Raw genomic sequence first — 16086 nt, 5'->3', positions numbered from 1 at the left:
CCACGAGATTGGTCCCCTCCGGAGTACTCGTCAGGACCCTCGCGAAGTGGTGCGCGCAGGCTGCCGACACTCCACGCACCATCGCCGCTGCTGAACGCGACGCCACGCAGGCGGACGAGGCCCTGGGCCTTCGCGACGCTCTCCATGCTGCTCGGCGCCGGCAGCGTGGTCGTCGCACTCGTCGAGCCGCAACAGTCGGGGATCCAGACGGGGTTCATCGTGTCGACCATCGGCACCTCGGCGATCGTGTTCGGCGTGCAGGCCGTCAAGACCGCACGATGGGGATCGGCTGCTTCGCGGGCTTTCGGTCGCGGAGGGGCGATCCTCGGCAGCGTCGGCACGGCGCTCATGGCGTACGCCCTCATCGGGTCGGCCCTGACCGGTTCCGGCATCCACTTGCCGGCGCTCTCGCTCCCCCTCGACAGCCGGGGCACCTCCATCGACGCGGCGGCGGTTCCGCAACGGTCGGCATCCGCCGCACCGGCGGAGACCGCAGCGCCAGCAGTGGCACCAGCACCCGCCATGCCACCGGCGGCGACGACTGCCGAAACCGAGCGGTCGGCCGTCGTGCAGAGCGCCGGAACGCTCGCCTTCGTCATGAAGCAGTCGTTCGGGACCGGTCCGTTCCCACCGTCGCTGTCGGTCGGGATGAGTGCGCCGGAGCGGATCCTGCTGCCCGACGGCACCGGGCTCGCTGCCGTTCCGGACGGCGCCCGCGTGCTCTACTCGGTCGCGCCGGACGGCTCCGCGTGGTCGGTCACGATCATCGGCGCCGAGTTCGGTACCGTCGCGACCTACAGCTCCACGGTCGGCACGGTCGAATCGGGCTGACGCACGCCGGTCAGTGCCGGGGCTCGACCAGCTCGATGAAACGGGACAGCAGCGACAGGCCGGCGATCGAGGGTGGGAGTCCCGTGGTGAGCGCCGGCGAGTGCACGAGGTACGCCGCCCACTTCGCCCGCGAGATCGCCACGTTCAACCGGTTCGGCATGAGCAGGAAGTCCAGCCCGCGCGGGATGTCGGCTGCACTCGACGCGGCCAGGGACACGATCGACACCACGGCCTCGCGGCCCTGGAACAGGTCGACCGTGCCGACCTGGGTACCGGTGAAGCCTGCGCGATCGAGCTCCTGACGGATCAGGGCACCCTGCGCGTTGTACGGGGCGACGACGATGACGTCCTCGTCGGTCAACGACCTGGTGGAGTCGCCGTCGGTCCAGGTCCGCCCGACGACATCGCCGACGAGGGCAACCACGCGGGCGGCTTCCTCCGGTGACGAGGTCGTGTTGCCCGCGTGCACGACCGGCGCGGGGTGCACGCCCGCGTCGATGCCGTCGAGGTGCCGACCGGACACCATCGACGCGAGCTGCCCGTCGTAGGACAACACCGAGACGGACTCGGTGAGCGCCGGCTCCATGCGGCGGGTGCGGGCCAGGAAGTAGCCGAACTCCGGCGGCAGGACGTGCTCGCCGTCTGCCAGCCACCCGAGCGCGGACTCGTCGACGGGCTCCGGGTGGGATCCCTGGGACACCTGCGGGAGCTGCTGCGGGTCCCCGAGCAGCAGGAGTCGGGTCGCGGCGACCGAGGACGCGATGGTCGGCGCGAGCGAGAACTGCCCGGCTTCGTCGACGACGAGCAGGTCGAGGGAGCGGCGCTCGATCGTCGACGCGTTCGCGAACGTCCACGCGGTCCCGCCGACCACGCCGCCGGTGCCCGATGCCTCGCACGAGGACAGGAACGCGGCGACGGCAGCACCGTTCTTCACGGGCGTCCACGCGGCGGCATCGAGTTCGTCCTCGGTCGCACCGGACTTCGGCACCTTCACGACCCGGTCCGCGGGCACGCCGGCGTTCACGACCGAGGACAGGAAGTTCTCGGACGTCGCATGGGACTGCCCGACGACCCCGACGCGCCAGCCGTACTCGCGGACGAGCCGTGCGACGACGTTCGACCCGACGTAGGTCTTGCCCGTGCCGGGAGGCCCCTGGATCGCCAGGTACGAGTGGTCGAGGCCGAGCAGCGTCGCCACCACGGCGGACACCGTGTCGTCGCCCTGCACGGGCACGATCGCCCCGCGCGGCGGTACCCGGCGCAGCAGGTCGAGGGCCGGGTCCGACACCATCGAGGGCAGCGCGTCGAGGACCTGCTGCCCCCACTCGGCGATCGCCTCGGGCTGCGGCTTCGCTCGGGGCGGTGCCGACGGTGCGAGCGCGACCGGGAACTCGTGGTGCGGCTCCGCCCCGACGGGCAGCCCCTCCTTCACGAGCACCTCGACGGCGTCGCCGTTGTCCCACACGTCCACGATCACGGCGCGAGACGACGCGCCCTTCGACCCGGGGCCCGGAGACACGACCGACGGCGGGAGCGGGTCGTCGTAGACGAGGTGGGGCGTGCCTCCCGGCCGGAGCCGCGAACCGGGCGCGAGCGTCCCCGACAACCGGAGTGCCCGCGACTGCGAGCGGGCACGCGGCAGCGTGTCCCAGTCCCGCTCGACGGACGCGCGCTCCACGACGAGGACGTCGCGGGTGTCGGCCCAGTCGTCGATCGGGTTGCGCAGGCGGTCGAAGTGGTCCTGCCAGAAGGTCTTCGCCTCGCGCCGGTGGTAGTCGATCGCGGCTGCGGCGAGCGCCAACGCGGTCTCGTCGGGCGTGCGGTCGAGGGCGTCGACACCCTCGAGGTGCGACGCGAGCGCGACGTAGACCGGGTTGGGTTCGCGCTCGACGGGGATCGGCGGGACCTCGAGCTCGAGTGCCGGGTCGGCTGCGTCCGGGTCGTCGGCGCGCAGGGAGCGGAGCCAGTCACGCAGCCGCAGGGTCGATCGGCAGTCGTAGGCGTTGTAGTCGGCGACCTCGTCGAGCATGTGCTGACCGGCGACGGGGTCGCCGTTGCGGAGCTCCTCGATCGCGTCGACGTAGGCGGTGATGCTGTCGGCCGCGTTCGTCACATCGCTGAGCCGCAGGTCATCGCCCATGTACAGCGGCTCGAGCTTCTTGATCGAGTAGCTGTGGCTGCCGACGACCAGGGCCTTGCGGACGATCGGGTACAGGTCGACCAGGACGCCCGCGCGCAGGAGGTCGTCGACGGCCTCTTCGCCGACCCCGTGCCGGGCGGCGAGCGACAGGAGGTGCGTCCGCTCGTAGGCCGCGTAGTGGTAGATGTGCATGCCCGGGTACTGCTGCCGCCGGGCCTCGATGAACGCGAGGAACTGCTCCAGCGCAACCCGCTCGTCGCGGATCGTGTGCGCCCAGAACGCGGTGAACTCCGCGCGGTCGTCGACCAGGCCGAACAGGTAGTCGAGGCCCCAGTGCACGCCGTCCTCGGTGTGCAGCGGGTCGCCCTCGAAGTCGAAGAAGACGTCTCCGGGGTCGGGTGCCGGGATCGCGTCGAGCGCGCGGGCATCGAGGACCTCGAAGCGCGGCTTCACGGGCTGGTCCGGCCCGTCGGCGCCGTTCCGTCGGGCGGTCTCCGTCTCGATCTGGAGGCTCGCCTGCCGCACCAGCCGATCCTGCGTCGCGCGGGACAAGCCCGGCACTGCCCGGGTGCGGACCGCCAGGTCGTCGATCGTCCGCACCTCGTGCTTGATGAGCTTCGCCCGTTGGTCCAGGCGCATGCCCGCGACGAGGACGAGGTCGCGGTGCTCGGCCACCTGGGTCGAGCAGACGGCGCAGCGGCCGCAACTGGAGTACCGGGGGTCGCCCCACTGCAGTTCGGCGTCGGCGGTGATCCGCTCGGCGATGACCCGCTGCAGTTCGGCGCGCTGCGTGCGGTACACCGGCGCGATGTCGGCGAGGTCGTGCGTGGTCGTCGTCCGGTCGCCGAGCACCAGGTGCACCTGCGCCCCGGTGGGGATGCCGTGTGCCTGCATCTGCTCCGCGTAGGCGGCGAGCTGCAGCAAGGCGCTGATCTTGGCGTGCCGGGCGAGCTTGGTGTCGTAGACCTCGTACTCGCCTTGGTCGTTGCGGATGATGAAATCCGCGAAGCCGATGAAGCCCGGGCTGTCCGTCGAGGGCGCTGCGTGGAACGTCGGCTGGTACAGGACGTCGGCGCCGTCGGCGAAGGCCTGTCGCGCTTCGGCTGCGGCGCGTGCGTAGTCGGGCGGGGCGGGGCGGTCGAACTCGACGACGTCGCGGGTCTGCTTGAGGATGTCGAGGTAGTCGAGCTCGTGCTGGTCCCCCAGCCGGGCGGTGCGCTCGAGCATGTCGTCGTGCGCCTCGGGCAGGGGTTCCCCGCGACCGAGCTTGACGTCGAGCCGGCGCAGGAACGCCCACTCGCAGGCCGACCACGTGCTGAGGTCGCTCGGGCTGAGCAGCACGTGCCCGTCGACGCCGATCTGCATGCGTTCCCCCGTCTCTCTGGTGCCCTGCGAGCCTAGGGCCGCCCGCCGACACCGGCGCCGCGCGCGGTCAGACGGCGGCGGCCGGCGTCAGCGCACCTCCGCGGAGTCCCAAAGGCGGCGCGCCAGCCGACCGGCCTCAAGGACGGCAGGCCAAGCGACCACGGCGAGCAGACAGCCGTCCGTGACGGCGCGCGTCAGCGGAACGAGCATCAACGGAACCTGCGTCCAACTCGCGAGCGTCCAGCAGCCCGCGGCGATCCCGATGATGCACCCGAGACGCCGCAGTGCCGTGGAACCGGCCCGACGGGCGATCACCACGCCGATGGCGAGCGCGAGGACCGGCCCGAGCATGTGCGCAATCGACACCGACCAGTACACGGCCTTTGGTTCCACATCGACAGCCATGCGACCAACCACCTGAACAACCAGGGCACCGAGCGTCCAGCACACGATCCGGTCTCCACGCCAGCTGAGCACGCCCCCGATCAGCAGCAGCACGATGCTCGCACCCGCCACCACGGCGGACGAGCCGGCCATCGGACTCGCGAAGAAGGTGCGGGTGAAGTCATCGGCCGCCTGGATCGTCACTCCGAGAGCCCCCAGCGCCCCGGCGCTTCGTCCGATCGACACAACGCGCATCAGCCCTCCGCTCCAGACCGGAGCAGGTCGTCGTGCCGTGACATGGCTGTCAGACACACTCGTTTCCACGCGGGGCCGCGCTCGGACAGCATCGATGGCCATCGCGCCTCGTCGTCCTCCGCACGGAGGAGCGCGAGATCACGCTGGTCCAACGACGCTCGCACGGCTTCGCCGACGCCAGAGAACGCCCGGTCGTAGTACGCACCGTCCGTCTCCGTCACCCGCTCACCGCGGATCGCACGGACGGCTTCGTCGAACGTGTACTGGGAGCAGTTGGTCAGGAACTCCTCCTGCGCCGTCGGGGCAGGGGCGGATGTCGACGACGACCGCACCTCGGGATCCTCGCGAGGCGGATCGACCTGGGAGATCAGATCGCGCGGTCCGACGACGAACCAGTTCACGCCGCGCCGGGCTCCGCGTCCGTCCACGAGAGCGTCAGCCCATGACGGGAGGATCTGGTCGACGGACCGGCTGCTGCCGTACACACGAACGGAGACCGTGTCGGCCGCGTCCACGCAGTCGTAGCCACGCATCGAGTCCCAGAACGTCAAGTCGTCCTGGTAGTCGTCCCGGTCCTCACAGGGGAGCCCCGCAATGAGCACATCGGCAAGACGCTGCTGCGAAACGGTCTCGATGATCCGGGCACTTTCCGTCGCCGGGCGAACAGTTGTGGTGGTCCGGGGCGTTCGGGTCGTCGTCGGGTCGGGAGCGCCGCACCCGGTCGCGGCGACCGCGACGGCGCAAGCGCCCACCCAGATGAGCGAGCGCCTGCGCCGACGTGTCGCGATCAGCCCCACTGCACGCCCGCGACGCCCGAAGCAGTCATTCCCCGGATCTGCTTCGATGCCGCAACGTTGCCCCAGTTGATGACCACGCCACGGCGACCGGTCCCGCATCCCGACGCGGTCCACGTCGTCTGTGCACGAGCGTTGAAGCCCTTGCTCCACACGCAGACCCCGACCCGGCCTTGGTCGCGGTACCAGCTGTACGTGACCTTCGTCTTCGTGCTCGACCCGATGATGCTGCACCCCGACACGTCGGGTCGACCACCACGTTGTCGGGAACGGCCGACGATGGGTCAGGTTCGGCCGTGACCGCCGGGCCAGCTGCCAGCAACGGTGAGACCACCGCGGCGACCGCGGCGATGACCAGCATTTGCTTCATGGTGTGCTGCACTGCACACCCCCCCTCTCAGTCAGACAACCGCTCTGGTTGCCGCCGCAAGGTATATCAATGTTGTAACTGATATGACAAATCCAGCTGGTCCGCGCTTGGTGCCGGCATGAACCGCGGCCCGTCGTACCCGGCGCGTGTCACGTGCGCCGTGAAGTCAGCGAGCGTGCGGACCCAGTGCCCCCGCTCGCCGTACAGCGCCTGGTAGACGACCACCGGTTCCTCGGTCTCGACGTCACGGGCGACGAACAGCACCTCGTAGTCGTTGCCCTTGAAGTGGCGGTACCGGCCGGGAGTCACGTCGTCGCTCACGCCCCGACACTAAGCGCTCCTACACTCGGGCCATGACCGAGCACGCTCGAACGGACCGCGGCCTCGACCGACTCGTCAACTTCTCGGACGCCACGGTCGCCATCGCGATCACGCTCCTGATCCTGCCGCTGGTCGACATCGCGAGCGAGATGTCCTCGGGCGAGAGCGCCGGCGACCTCCTCCGGGAGCACTGGCCCGCCCTGCTCGAGTTCCTCATCACGTTCTGGCTGATCTCGCGGTTCTGGATCCTCCACCACCAGGTGTTCGAGCACGTCCGCTCGTACAACGCACGGCTGATGCAGCTGAACTTCGTGTGGCTCATCAGCATCGTGTTCCTGCCCTTCGCCGCGAACCTGCTCAACAGCGGCGAGAACGACGACCGGGTGGCACACGCGCTGTACCTCGGCAGCATGGTCGTGACGAGCCTGGCGCTCACCGGCATCGAACTCGTGCTCCGGCGGAACCCCGAGTTGCTCTCGACACCGCTGGGCGACTCGGCGCGGGGGCTCATCGCCGCCGGCCTGCTGTCGCTCGCCCTGATCCTGTCGGTGGTGTTCCCGAGCATCGGCTTGCTCTGGGCGTTGCTCCTCGTGCTGCAGGGCACGGTTGCCCGGCTGCTGCGCCGCGTCTGAGCACGGTACGGTCAGCGCATGGGCCTGGGGGACGCGGAGACCGTACTGGCACGCAAGAACGCGAACTTCGTCATCGACGAAGCGGCAGCGGAAGCCGGCCTCGTCCGTTCGATCGCAGCACCCGGCCCGTTCGGCATGCGCCGCCACGAAGCCGCGGGAGGCCGACTCACCCTGACCCCTGCGGTCCTCTGGTTCCGAGCGCACCCGTTCAACTTCGTCCGGCCGACGTTCGGCATCCCGCTCGACTCGATCGCCGAGCTCCACGACACCTCACGCAACGTCTCGCGGCAGATGCAGGTCGTCCTGCAGGACGGGCAGCGCCTGACCTTCGTCATCTGGGGCGTGCGGGCGTTCATCGAGCGGATCGACCAGGCGCGCGCCGCGCTCTGACGACACGCGAGGCCGCCCCCGTCACGTCTCCGGTCCGCCGCGTCCGGCGACCGCCGCGCGCCGCCCTGGGGGTCGGTCCAGGTGTCGGTCCCGGCCCCTTGAATGGTATGCCGAATCTAGGGGCCGGCGACCGGCCGGCCGGACCTCCGCACGCGAGCCCCTCCACGATCGTTCGACCCCACCGAGACCGTCACGTTCGGTCACGTTGGCGCCCTGCGCACGAGAACGACGTACCGTCACGGCATGACCGTCATCGTGGCCGTCGCCGTCCTGGTGGGAGTCCTCGCACTCGCCACCGTGATCGGCCTGCTCCTGCGCACGAGGACGGGCCGAGCGGTTCCCCAGACCGGCCGCGCGCGCTACACGCCGGCCAGCCCCGACAGCAGCGTCAACGACATCGCTCCCCCGACCGCCTTCGGCACGCGCGCCACCCTCGTCCAGTTCTCCACGCCGACCTGCGCCCGCTGCCCGGCGACGGCCCGCCAGCTCGACGCCCTCGCAGCGCAGCACGCCGGCGTGACCCGGCTCGAGATCGACCTCGCCGAGCACCCGCACCTCGCCACGCGCTTCAACGTCCTGCAGACCCCCACGGTCCTGCTCGTCGACGGTTCCCACGCCGTCCGAACCCGCTTCGGAGGCCCACCCCGCCCACCCGAACTCACCGCAGCGCTCGACACCGTCCTCACCGGCCCACAGGAGTCCCGATGACCACCACCCCCGACAATGCAGGCATCGACCCCCGCTCCCCGCGCTTCGGCGCCGCGATCACCACGGTCCTGCTCGCCCTGACGATCGTTCTGACGCTGATCCCCGCCACGTGGGTCGTCGGCATCGTCCTGCTCGCGGTCATCGTGGTGCTCTTCGCCATCGGCGGCATCGCCGGCATCCGCCGCCACCCCTACGGCGCGCTCTTCCGTCGCTTCGTCCGACCGAGGCTCGCCCCGCCCGCCGAGCTCGAGGCGCCCGAACCGCCGACCTTCGCCCAGCAGGTCGGCCTGTTCGTCACCGCTGTCGCGCTGCTCCTCGCCCTGCTCGGCGTGCCGTACGCAGCCCCGATCGGCGCCGCCGTCGCGCTGATCGCCGCGTTCCTCAACGCCGTCTTCGACGTGTGCATCGGATGCTTGCTCTACGTGTGGCTGGTCCGCGCGGGCGTCTTCCGTCCGCGACGCGGCATCGCCTGACGGCGGACGACCGGGAGGCCCGACCCGCCTCCGCCCCGCCACACGCGCTGCCGACATGGTCGATTCCAGAGCGGTGGGCCGGCCCCCCGAGCACGACCGGCCCGACGGCGGAGGCTCCCCCCACGGCAGCCTCCGACGCCCGGCCGGTCAGACGGCGAGCGCCTGCTCACTGAGCGCGACGAGATCGTCCGCCCGCAGGTTCGGCCAGCCGTGCAGCAGTTCGCGCCACTGGGCCGGCAGCGTCGATGCGCCGTACAGCGCACCCGCGAGCCCGCCGGCGATCGCGGCGACGGTGTCGGTGTCGTTGCCGGTTCGGACCGCACGGACCAGAGCGTCCTCGAGCGAGGAACTCTGGCGCACCGCGGCGTAGGCGGCCTGCAGCGCGGACACCACCCACCCGTTCGACTCCGTGAAGTCGACGGGCTGCGAGTGCTCGGCCGTGACGATCCGGTCCACCCACAGTCGGCGGCGGTCGAGGTCGAGCAGGTCGATGCCACGCAGGAGGTCGAGCTCGCCGGTCAGCACCGCGTGCCGGATCGCCCCGCACCAGAGCACGCACGCGTCCCCCGCGTCGGACTCGTAGTGCGTCAGGTCGCTGATCGCGCGAGCCGCCGAGGCGAGCCGTTCCTCCTCGCCGACGTCGCCGTGCAGGAATGCGAGCACCAGCGGTGCGGTCCGCATGAGCGATCCGTTACCGGCGGAGCGGCCCTTGAACTCGTGCTCCTGGCGGGCCGCAGCCCGCGCGACGGAGGCGATCCGCGCCTCCAGACCGGTCAACACGTTGCGCGTCTGGATGCCGACGTCGGGCGCGTTGACCGACCACGCTGCCCAGGCGGCCACCAGGCCGTCGAGGGCGGGCTCCGAGGCCGGGTCGCCGCCGCGGGCGACCGTGCGGAGGATCGGAACGGCCATGCTCGTGTCGTCGGTCCACTCCCCCGGCGCCCAGCCGAAGGAGCCGCCGCCGGTCATCGTGATCGGGGTCGGCTCGGGCACTGCCGGTCGGAACTCGTACCCGGCGCCGAGGGCGTCGCCGGCGGCGGAGCCGAGGACGGCACCGACTGCTCGGTCGTGGATCTGCGGGGTGGTCATGTGGACCTCCGGATCAGGTTTGCGCGAGATTGCGTAAAACCGATCCTGCACCACTCACCACGTTTGCGCAAGTGTGCGTAAACTCACGAACATGACCGACGAGTACCGCGACGCGAGCGGCCGACGCCTGACGGACTACCCGCGGCCCTCCGTCGCCGTGGACACCGCGGTGCTGACCGTCCCCGCGGGCGGACCACTGTCCGTCGTGCAGGTCCGCGATGCCACCGAGGGCGACTGGCGGCTCCCGGGAACGTTCGTGCACGAGGGTGAGCGGCTGGCTTCGGCCGTCTTGCGGTCGCTCGCCGCGAAGGCAGGGGTGACGGGGCTCGCACCGCAGCAGCTCCACGTGTTCGACGACCCGGCGCGCGACGATCGCGGATGGGTGCTGTCGGTGGCGCACCTCGACGTGGTGCCGGCCCATGCTCTGGATGTGGACGAGTCCCAGGTGCGACTCGCGCCGGTGATCAAGGCGCGCGGGATGGTGCACGGGCACGACGACATCCTCGAGTTCGCGGTCGCTCGACTCCGGTCCGTCCACAGCGATGCTCCGGATCCGCACGGGCTGCTCGACGAGCCGTTCACGATGTCGGAGTTGCGGCAGCTGCACGAGGCGGTCCTCGGCGAGCGCCTGCTGCCGGACTCGTTCCGGCGAGCGATGGTGCCGAAGCTGGTAGCGACGGACACGAAGCGGGCGCACGGGCCGGGGAAGCCGGCGACGCGATACCGGCGGGGATGACGGAGCCGGCCGGCCGCCGAGGGCGACCGACCGACGACGCCCGCTCAGTAGGCCTGGCGCACCGTCGACACCGACAGACGCAGCGTCGACTCGCGGGACGCACCATTGAGGGCCCAGATCCTCCAGTGGTACCGATCCGGCCTGGTCATCACACCCCAGTCGCTCCGGCCACACTTGTTGACCTTCGTGCCCATGCTCTTGTCCGGCAGCCATCCGCGCTCATCGATGAGCCGCACAGACGCCGACTTGAACCCGTTGAGATTGTCCGAGATACGGCAGCCCGCGAAGGTCGTGGCGAGGATGACTCCCCCGGAGACTGCTGCCACCGCTCGACGACTGAACTTGATCATCTGATTCCCCCCTCGAGGTGATGGCCCGGGAGATCCGAGCCGTAAGAACGCTAATGTACGGTGAAACATCAGTGCAAGGTTTCAGGGGGTTGTCTTGGCCGTACAGATCGATGAGCTCACGTTCGGGTACCGACGAGGCCACCAGGCCTTGACGTCCCTGTCGGCCGAGTTCCCGGACGGGGCCAGCGTCCTCCTCGGGCCGAACGGAGCCGGCAAGTCGACACTCTTGGGGCTCATCGCCGACACGCTCCGACCGCAGGCGGGCACGATCCGTGTGGAAAGCCTGGGCAGCGCAGGCGATCGCGGCAATCGGCGGCGGTACCGCCGAGGGGTCGCGTGGCTCCCGCAACGGAGTGGCGCCTTCCCCGGGCTCACCGCTCGGGAGCACGTCGCCTACTGCGGCTGGTTGAAGGGCCTCTCGCGCAGCGATGCCTGGGACGGCTCCACGGCAGCGCTCACGGCAGTCGATCTCGCCGCACGGGCCGATGTGCGGGCCACGACGCTGTCGGGCGGGCAGATCCGCCGTCTCGGCGTCGCCGGCGCGCTCGTCTCGGGAGCGCGGTGGATCCTGCTCGACGAACCCACGGCCGGACTGGACCCGGCACAACGGGCACGCTTCGCGCAGGTCATCCAGAACCTGCCGAGCGGGGTCTCCGTGATCGTCTCGACTCACCAGACGGAAGACGTCGCTGCGACGTACGACCACGTGACCGTGCTCGTGGACGGACACGTCCCGTTCTCCGGTTCCGTCGACGCCTTCACGGAACCGTTCGAGGGGCTCTCCCCCGCTGACGCGATCACCGCGTCGTACGCGCGCTTCACGAACGAGGACGACTGATGCGCCCGATCATCCCGTGGCGCAGTCGCGCAGCAGTGTGGCTCTTCGTGCCCGGGCTGCTCGGAGTGGTCGCGTACAGCGTGCAGTTCTCGTCCGAGACATCCGTTGCCGGGTATTGGCCTGCCGCGTTCGCCGGCTCCGCCATCTACCTGGTCTTCTCGTGCGGCGTCACTGCCACCGCTAGTGCCTGGGAAGGACGGCGGTACCGGTCCAGCGCCTCCGCTGTCCAGAGCAGCAGCAGATCGAGTGCAGCGGTCCTCACCGATCACCTGTGGACGCCGCTCGCCGCCGGCATCCTGCTCCAGGTCGTCGCCGTCGTGCTGATGAGCCGCGACACCTGGGGCGCTCCGGGTGGCCCGCCACTGCTCGTCGGACTGGCGTTCGCGAGCATCCTGTTCTTCCACACGTGCGTCGGGTTCGCGATCGGTCGCTGGCTCCCGCCGGTCGCGTCGCTGCCGCTCAGCCTGCTCGCGTCGTACAGCTGGCTCGGCTTCTCGTGGGCCGTCGACTACTTCCCGCCGCGCTACCTCGCCGGCCTCGTGATGTCCGACTGCTGCTCGGTCGAGACGTCACTCGACCTGCGAGCGCCGGTCATCGCGACCGCGTTCAGCGCACTCGCGGGAGTCGGCCTGCTGCTGATCGCGGCTGCGCGGCGCACGAGTGGCGATCGACTCCATCGGTTCGGCGCCCAGATCGGCGCAGCCTCGTTCGCAGTCGTCACGGTGATCGCGCTCGTGTCCGGTTCGAGCCTCGGAGCCGCGCCCATCACCGAGCGCCCGCAGTCGCAGTCGGTCTGCAGCGGGCACCGTCCGACGATCTGCTTGTTCCCGGAGCAGCGCGCCGACGGCGACCCAGAGGCCGTGATCCGGAGAGCCGCCGAGAACCTCAGCCGCTCGGGCATCACGATCCAGCCGACGCTCCGGGCGAGCAACGCGGCCTCGTCGTCGGACGACCTGAACATGATCGTGCAGGTGCGGATGACGGACGCCGACCTGGTGCACAGCCTCACCACCTCGGTCTTGGGCGACGCAGAGGTCGCGTACTGCGAGTCCGAACCCGACGACACCGAGCGACTCAACGACGCCGCCGTCGCGAACCGCTGGCTCATCGACGTGGCTGCCCACGGGATCGTCGATGCGGATCGAGTGGAACCGGCGCTCGAAATGGACGACCACTCGTTGCTGCGAGAACTGCGGAATGCCCCGGCGTCGGCGCAGGCAGCCTGGGTCACCGCGACGATCCACCGCCTGACCGACTGCTCGATCGGCCACATCGCAGTGCCGGCAGCATGACCTGGTGGCTGCGTGTGCACCGCACGGTGGCGCTCCTCGGGCTCACGACCGCCGTCACGGTGCTCTCGATCGGCCTCGGACCGATCGGCATGCTGTTCCCGTCGTTCGGCGGTGGCGCATCCTTCGTGATGATCCCCGTCGCTGCAGTCGGACCGCTGGTGCTCGCGATCGCGACGGGTGCATCGATCAGCCGAGCGCCGTTCCCCGCCCCGACCCGTCGGACCGACCTGCTCGAGCTGAGCACCGTCCTGGTGGTGATCGGACTGGTGTGCTCGATCGGTACCGTCGGCCTCGCCCTCGGCGCAGACTCGGCTGTCTCGCTCGCCACCATCCGGAACACCATCGCGTTCTGCGCGCTCGCGGTGGCCAGCCGCGCGGTGTTGGGTGATCGCTACCAGTCCGTGCCGGGCGTCCTGTACCTGCTCGTCGCAGGGCTGTTCGGACGCGGAACGCCGGATCGCCCTGCCGTCTGGGCCGGCGTCGTCACGACGAACACCGAGCTCACCTACTGGCTGTTCGTCGCACCGATCGTCATCGCCGCGGCCGTCGTCACGGTCTGGCGATCCGCTCGTAGGGTGGGGGCATGGGGGAACTCGAACTGACAGCACGGCGAGCCTGGCGACGGACGACCCTGCTCGCACTGATCGGAGCCGTCATCGGCGCCGTCATCGGCTGGCAGCTGGCCATGACCGAGTCGGGTGCCGTCGCAGTCCTCACCGTCGTCGGCTTCGGCGCGTCCGTTTGTGGCCTGACCGGCACCTTCTCGGTCCTCGCCTCGACGATCGGGATGTCGACCGCAATGCAGGCCACAACGGCGGGGCTCTCCCCTGCCGGCAAGCGCATGGTGACGCAAGCGATCAAGACCGGCAGCCCGATCCAGCCGCCCGAGTCCGACCTCGCCCTCCGAGCTCGCGAGCACGCACGACTGCTCTCCACCTACCAGCCGCTCGCCCTCGCCCAGTTCCTGCTGCTCTACCTCGGTATCGCGGGCATCCAGTTCCCGAGACTCGCGGACGACGACGTCTTCGGCTCGGCGTTCACCCGGTTCCTCTGCGCAGCACTGCTCATCACCGCACTGATCATGACGCCGATCCTGCTGCGAGCGGCACGTCGATCGCGGCGGTACCTGCGGGCGGCGTCCGTCGTGGCGTCCCAGGCCCCGCAGGCCTGACGAGCACGACCGCCCGGAACCGCAGCCACCGCATCACCCGTAACACGCAATTTACTTTCACCACTGGCGCTCGCGCACGAAAGCCGCTTTCATAGCGGGATGACGATCACCGACCGGGTCGAGCGCGCCGACGCCTTCGCCCTCGTCCGCACCCAGTCGGCCACGATGCCGTCCAGCATGCGCGCCATCGCCGATGCCGTCCTCGAGGACCCGGCAGCCGCAGCCACCACGAACGCCGCCGAACTCGCCGGCCGCGCGGGCGTCTCCCCCGCCACCGTCTCCCGCTTCGCCCAGCACCTCGGCTTCGCGAACTTCGCCGGCCTGCAGCGCAGCATGACCCGGGCCGTCGAACGGGGCATCCACGAGCGGGAGCACACCGAGATCCACGCCGGGGTCGCCGTCGACGACGACGTCGCCACCGTCATCGCGAAGGTCACCGAGGACGTCCGCGCCGTGATGGCCGACACCCGCGCTGCGCTCGACCCGCACGCGCTCGACGAATCAGCACGAAAACTCGCCAGTGCCCGCCGCGTCGTCCTGTACGGCGTCGGCGCGAGCGGCATCGTCGCGCGGGACCTGCACCTCAAGCTCGAACGCATCGGCATCGTGAGCTCGATCGCCGACGACCCGCACAACGCCCTGACTCTCGCGAGCGTCATCGGCGAGCACGACGTCCTGGTGCTCGTCAGCCACTCGGGCTCCACCACCGAGACGCTCGAGGTCGCGCACGCCGCTGCAGCCCAGCGGTCGACGATCGTCGCCATCACCGGCCACGCCAACGCCCCGCTCGCCACCGCGGCCCACCACGTCCTGCTCGGCGTCGCCGGTGCCGAGAGCGCCCTCCGCCCCGCCGCCATGGGCAGCCGCATGAGCCAACTCGCCATCGTCGACGCCCTGTTCATCGTCGTCGCGCAGCGCACCGACGAGCGGTCCCAGCCACTCCTCGCCCGCAGCCGCGACGCCGTCCGCACCCACCACCGGAACTGAGCACCACCATGACCACGAAGCACGACAGCCACGACGCCCTCCGCGACGAACTCGCCGCCCTCACCACCGAGGCGACCGACCACGCACTGGACGACATCGACACGATCTCCACGCTGGAAGCCGCCCAGCGCATGAACGCTGGCGACCGCAGCGTGCCTGCGGCACTGGAGCCGTGCCTCCCGGCCATCGCCCTGGCGGCAGACTCGATCGCCGCGGCGTTCGCGCGTGGCGGCAGACTCGTCTACGTCGGCGCCGGCACGCCGGGCCGGCTCGGCGTCCTCGACGCCAGCGAGTGCCCACCCACCTTCGGCACCGATCCCTCGCAGGTGGTCGGCGTGATCGCCGGCGGCGACATCGCCCTGACCACCGCCGTCGAGGGTGCGGAGGACGACGAAGCAGCGGCGGTCCGCGACCTCGACGCGCTCGGCCTGACGGCCGACGACGTGGTCGTCGGGATCAGCGCGTCCGGCAGGACGCCCTATGTCATCGCAGCCATCCTGGAGGCCCGGCGCCGGTCCGCCCTGTCGGTCTCCGTCGCGTGCAACCCCGACTCGGCCTTGGGGCGGGAGGCGGACATCGCCATCGACGTGGTCGTCGGCCCCGAGTTCATCGCCGGGTCGACCCGCCTGAAGGCGGGCACCGCGCAGAAGCTCGTGCTGAACATGCTCACCACGCTCGCGATGGTGCGCAGCCACAAGACCTACGGCAACCGCATGGTCGACGTGCGGGCCACGAACGCGAAGCTCGTCGCGCGGGCGTTCTCGCTCGTGCAGGACGTCACCGGCGCTGCTTCCGCCGAAGTCCAGGCGGCGCTGGATGCCTCGGACGGCGAAGTGAAGACCGCCATCGCCGTGATCCTGACCGGCGCCTCGGCTGCTTCGGCCCGTGAGCGCCTCGTCGCTGCTTCCGGCTCGTTGCGCGCCGTGCTGTAGACCCCGTTCCCCTTCTCCGCTTTCCTTC

18 protein-coding genes are annotated in these 16086 nt (G+C 70.5%); 12 read left to right on the top strand and 6 right to left on the bottom strand.

Annotation, left to right across the window (positions count from 1 at the left end):
• The first annotated feature begins 144 nt into the window (after window positions 1–144).
• Complete coding sequence (locus tag DEJ14_RS07185; protein WP_111086998.1) at window positions 145–831, top strand: hypothetical protein; 687 nt, start codon at window positions 145–147, stop codon at window positions 829–831.
• Window positions 832–841: 10 nt separating this feature from the next.
• On the opposite strand, the gene DEJ14_RS07180 is transcribed toward DEJ14_RS07185, so the two are convergent.
• From DEJ14_RS07180 to DEJ14_RS07165, 4 genes are all read right to left on the bottom strand, one after another.
• On the bottom strand, window positions 842–4336 hold the full coding sequence (locus DEJ14_RS07180) for a TM0106 family RecB-like putative nuclease (RefSeq protein WP_111086999.1): 3495 nt from the start codon (window positions 4334–4336) through the stop codon (window positions 842–844).
• 87 nt (window positions 4337–4423) lie between these two features.
• On the bottom strand, window positions 4424–4924 hold the full coding sequence (locus tag DEJ14_RS07175) for a hypothetical protein (protein ID WP_146249862.1): 501 nt from the start codon (window positions 4922–4924) through the stop codon (window positions 4424–4426).
• Between the two features lie 50 nt (window positions 4925–4974).
• Window positions 4975–5772 (bottom strand): hypothetical protein, encoded by a 798-nt coding sequence (locus DEJ14_RS07170; RefSeq protein WP_181437683.1) that lies wholly within the window; start codon window positions 5770–5772, stop codon window positions 4975–4977.
• A gap of 433 nt (window positions 5773–6205) precedes the next feature.
• Window positions 6206–6460: a DUF1653 domain-containing protein gene (locus DEJ14_RS07165; RefSeq protein WP_181437684.1), complete on the bottom strand. Its 255-nt coding sequence runs from the start codon at window positions 6458–6460 to the stop codon at window positions 6206–6208.
• A 32-nt stretch (window positions 6461–6492) separates the two neighbouring features.
• Here DEJ14_RS07165 and DEJ14_RS07160 point away from each other — a divergent pair, with 32 nt between their 5' ends.
• The 4 genes from DEJ14_RS07160 (at window position 6493) to DEJ14_RS07145 (ending at window position 8663) form a co-directional block, all read left to right on the top strand.
• Complete coding sequence (locus tag DEJ14_RS07160) at window positions 6493–7092, top strand: TMEM175 family protein (protein ID WP_111087003.1); 600 nt, start codon at window positions 6493–6495, stop codon at window positions 7090–7092.
• Window positions 7093–7110: 18 nt separating this feature from the next.
• The gene (locus DEJ14_RS07155) at window positions 7111–7482 is read left to right on the top strand and encodes a hypothetical protein (protein WP_111087004.1); all 372 of its coding nucleotides are present in this window, start codon (window positions 7111–7113) and stop codon (window positions 7480–7482) included.
• 243 nt (window positions 7483–7725) lie between these two features.
• Window positions 7726–8190 (top strand): thioredoxin family protein, encoded by a 465-nt coding sequence (locus DEJ14_RS07150; RefSeq protein ID WP_284180438.1) that lies wholly within the window; start codon window positions 7726–7728, stop codon window positions 8188–8190.
• The gene (locus DEJ14_RS07145; RefSeq protein WP_111086769.1) at window positions 8187–8663 is read left to right on the top strand and encodes a DUF4395 domain-containing protein; all 477 of its coding nucleotides are present in this window, start codon (window positions 8187–8189) and stop codon (window positions 8661–8663) included. The genes DEJ14_RS07150 and DEJ14_RS07145 overlap by 4 nt, the downstream gene beginning before the upstream one ends.
• A gap of 147 nt (window positions 8664–8810) precedes the next feature.
• On the opposite strand, the gene DEJ14_RS07140 is transcribed toward DEJ14_RS07145, so the two are convergent.
• A complete protein-coding gene (locus tag DEJ14_RS07140) occupies window positions 8811–9752 on the bottom strand; it encodes an ADP-ribosylglycohydrolase family protein (RefSeq protein WP_111086768.1) in 942 nt (313 codons plus the stop codon).
• 91 nt (window positions 9753–9843) lie between these two features.
• On the opposite strand from DEJ14_RS07140, the gene DEJ14_RS07135 reads away from it, so the two are divergent.
• Window positions 9844–10488, top strand: coding sequence for an NUDIX hydrolase (locus DEJ14_RS07135; protein WP_111086767.1), 645 nt, complete (start codon window positions 9844–9846; stop codon window positions 10486–10488).
• Between the two features lie 44 nt (window positions 10489–10532).
• Here DEJ14_RS07135 and DEJ14_RS07130 read toward each other — a convergent pair whose 3' ends face one another.
• Window positions 10533–10814 (bottom strand): hypothetical protein, encoded by a 282-nt coding sequence (locus DEJ14_RS07130; RefSeq protein WP_146249845.1) that lies wholly within the window; start codon window positions 10812–10814, stop codon window positions 10533–10535.
• Window positions 10815–10932: 118 nt separating this feature from the next.
• Between DEJ14_RS07130 and DEJ14_RS07125 the strand changes: the two genes are divergently transcribed.
• The 6 genes from DEJ14_RS07125 (at window position 10933) to murQ (ending at window position 16058) form a co-directional block, all read left to right on the top strand.
• On the top strand, window positions 10933–11676 hold the full coding sequence (locus tag DEJ14_RS07125) for an ATP-binding cassette domain-containing protein (protein ID WP_111086765.1): 744 nt from the start codon (window positions 10933–10935) through the stop codon (window positions 11674–11676).
• Entirely contained in the window at window positions 11676–12968 is a 1293-nt protein-coding gene (locus DEJ14_RS07120; RefSeq protein WP_111086764.1) for a DUF7224 domain-containing protein, read from the top strand. The genes DEJ14_RS07125 and DEJ14_RS07120 overlap by 1 nt, the downstream gene beginning before the upstream one ends.
• A complete protein-coding gene (locus DEJ14_RS07115; RefSeq protein WP_111086763.1) occupies window positions 12965–13570 on the top strand; it encodes a hypothetical protein in 606 nt (201 codons plus the stop codon). The genes DEJ14_RS07120 and DEJ14_RS07115 overlap by 4 nt, the downstream gene beginning before the upstream one ends.
• Window positions 13552–14139, top strand: a complete 588-nt coding sequence (locus tag DEJ14_RS07110; RefSeq protein WP_111086762.1) for a hypothetical protein — start codon at window positions 13552–13554, stop codon at window positions 14137–14139. The genes DEJ14_RS07115 and DEJ14_RS07110 overlap by 19 nt, the downstream gene beginning before the upstream one ends.
• Window positions 14140–14238: 99 nt before the next feature.
• On the top strand, window positions 14239–15126 hold the full coding sequence (locus tag DEJ14_RS07105; protein WP_111086761.1) for a MurR/RpiR family transcriptional regulator: 888 nt from the start codon (window positions 14239–14241) through the stop codon (window positions 15124–15126).
• Between the two features lie 8 nt (window positions 15127–15134).
• A complete protein-coding gene (murQ, locus tag DEJ14_RS07100) occupies window positions 15135–16058 on the top strand; it encodes an N-acetylmuramic acid 6-phosphate etherase (protein ID WP_111086760.1) in 924 nt (307 codons plus the stop codon).
• The last annotated feature ends 28 nt before the right edge of the window (window positions 16059–16086 follow it).

It is taken from the genome of Curtobacterium sp. MCJR17_020 (assembly GCF_003234365.2).
Classification (GTDB): domain Bacteria; phylum Actinomycetota; class Actinomycetes; order Actinomycetales; family Microbacteriaceae; genus Curtobacterium.
The sequence above is the reverse complement of the archived record's forward strand: the minus strand, read 5'-3'. Positions and strand labels throughout refer to the sequence as shown.

What these genes read in the sequence shown, in the direction of transcription:
- DEJ14_RS07185 (WP_111086998.1), top strand. Translation starts at nt 145, where the DNA reads ATGCTGCTCGGCGCCGGCAGCGTGGTCGTCGCACTCGTCGAGCCGCAA.
- DEJ14_RS07180 (WP_111086999.1), bottom strand. Translation starts at nt 4,336, where the DNA reads ATGCAGATCGGCGTCGACGGGCACGTGCTGCTCAGCCCGAGCGACCTC.
- DEJ14_RS07160 (WP_111087003.1), top strand. Translation starts at nt 6,493, where the DNA reads ATGACCGAGCACGCTCGAACGGACCGCGGCCTCGACCGACTCGTCAAC.
- DEJ14_RS07155 (WP_111087004.1), top strand. Translation starts at nt 7,111, where the DNA reads ATGGGCCTGGGGGACGCGGAGACCGTACTGGCACGCAAGAACGCGAAC.
- DEJ14_RS07150 (WP_284180438.1), top strand. Translation starts at nt 7,726, where the DNA reads ATGACCGTCATCGTGGCCGTCGCCGTCCTGGTGGGAGTCCTCGCACTC.
- DEJ14_RS07145 (WP_111086769.1), top strand. Translation starts at nt 8,187, where the DNA reads ATGACCACCACCCCCGACAATGCAGGCATCGACCCCCGCTCCCCGCGC.
- DEJ14_RS07140 (WP_111086768.1), bottom strand. Translation starts at nt 9,752, where the DNA reads ATGACCACCCCGCAGATCCACGACCGAGCAGTCGGTGCCGTCCTCGGC.
- DEJ14_RS07135 (WP_111086767.1), top strand. Translation starts at nt 9,844, where the DNA reads ATGACCGACGAGTACCGCGACGCGAGCGGCCGACGCCTGACGGACTAC.
- DEJ14_RS07120 (WP_111086764.1), top strand. Translation starts at nt 11,676, where the DNA reads ATGCGCCCGATCATCCCGTGGCGCAGTCGCGCAGCAGTGTGGCTCTTC.
- DEJ14_RS07115 (WP_111086763.1), top strand. Translation starts at nt 12,965, where the DNA reads ATGACCTGGTGGCTGCGTGTGCACCGCACGGTGGCGCTCCTCGGGCTC.
- DEJ14_RS07110 (WP_111086762.1), top strand. Translation starts at nt 13,552, where the DNA reads ATGGGGGAACTCGAACTGACAGCACGGCGAGCCTGGCGACGGACGACC.
- DEJ14_RS07105 (WP_111086761.1), top strand. Translation starts at nt 14,239, where the DNA reads ATGACGATCACCGACCGGGTCGAGCGCGCCGACGCCTTCGCCCTCGTC.
- murQ (WP_111086760.1), top strand. Translation starts at nt 15,135, where the DNA reads ATGACCACGAAGCACGACAGCCACGACGCCCTCCGCGACGAACTCGCC.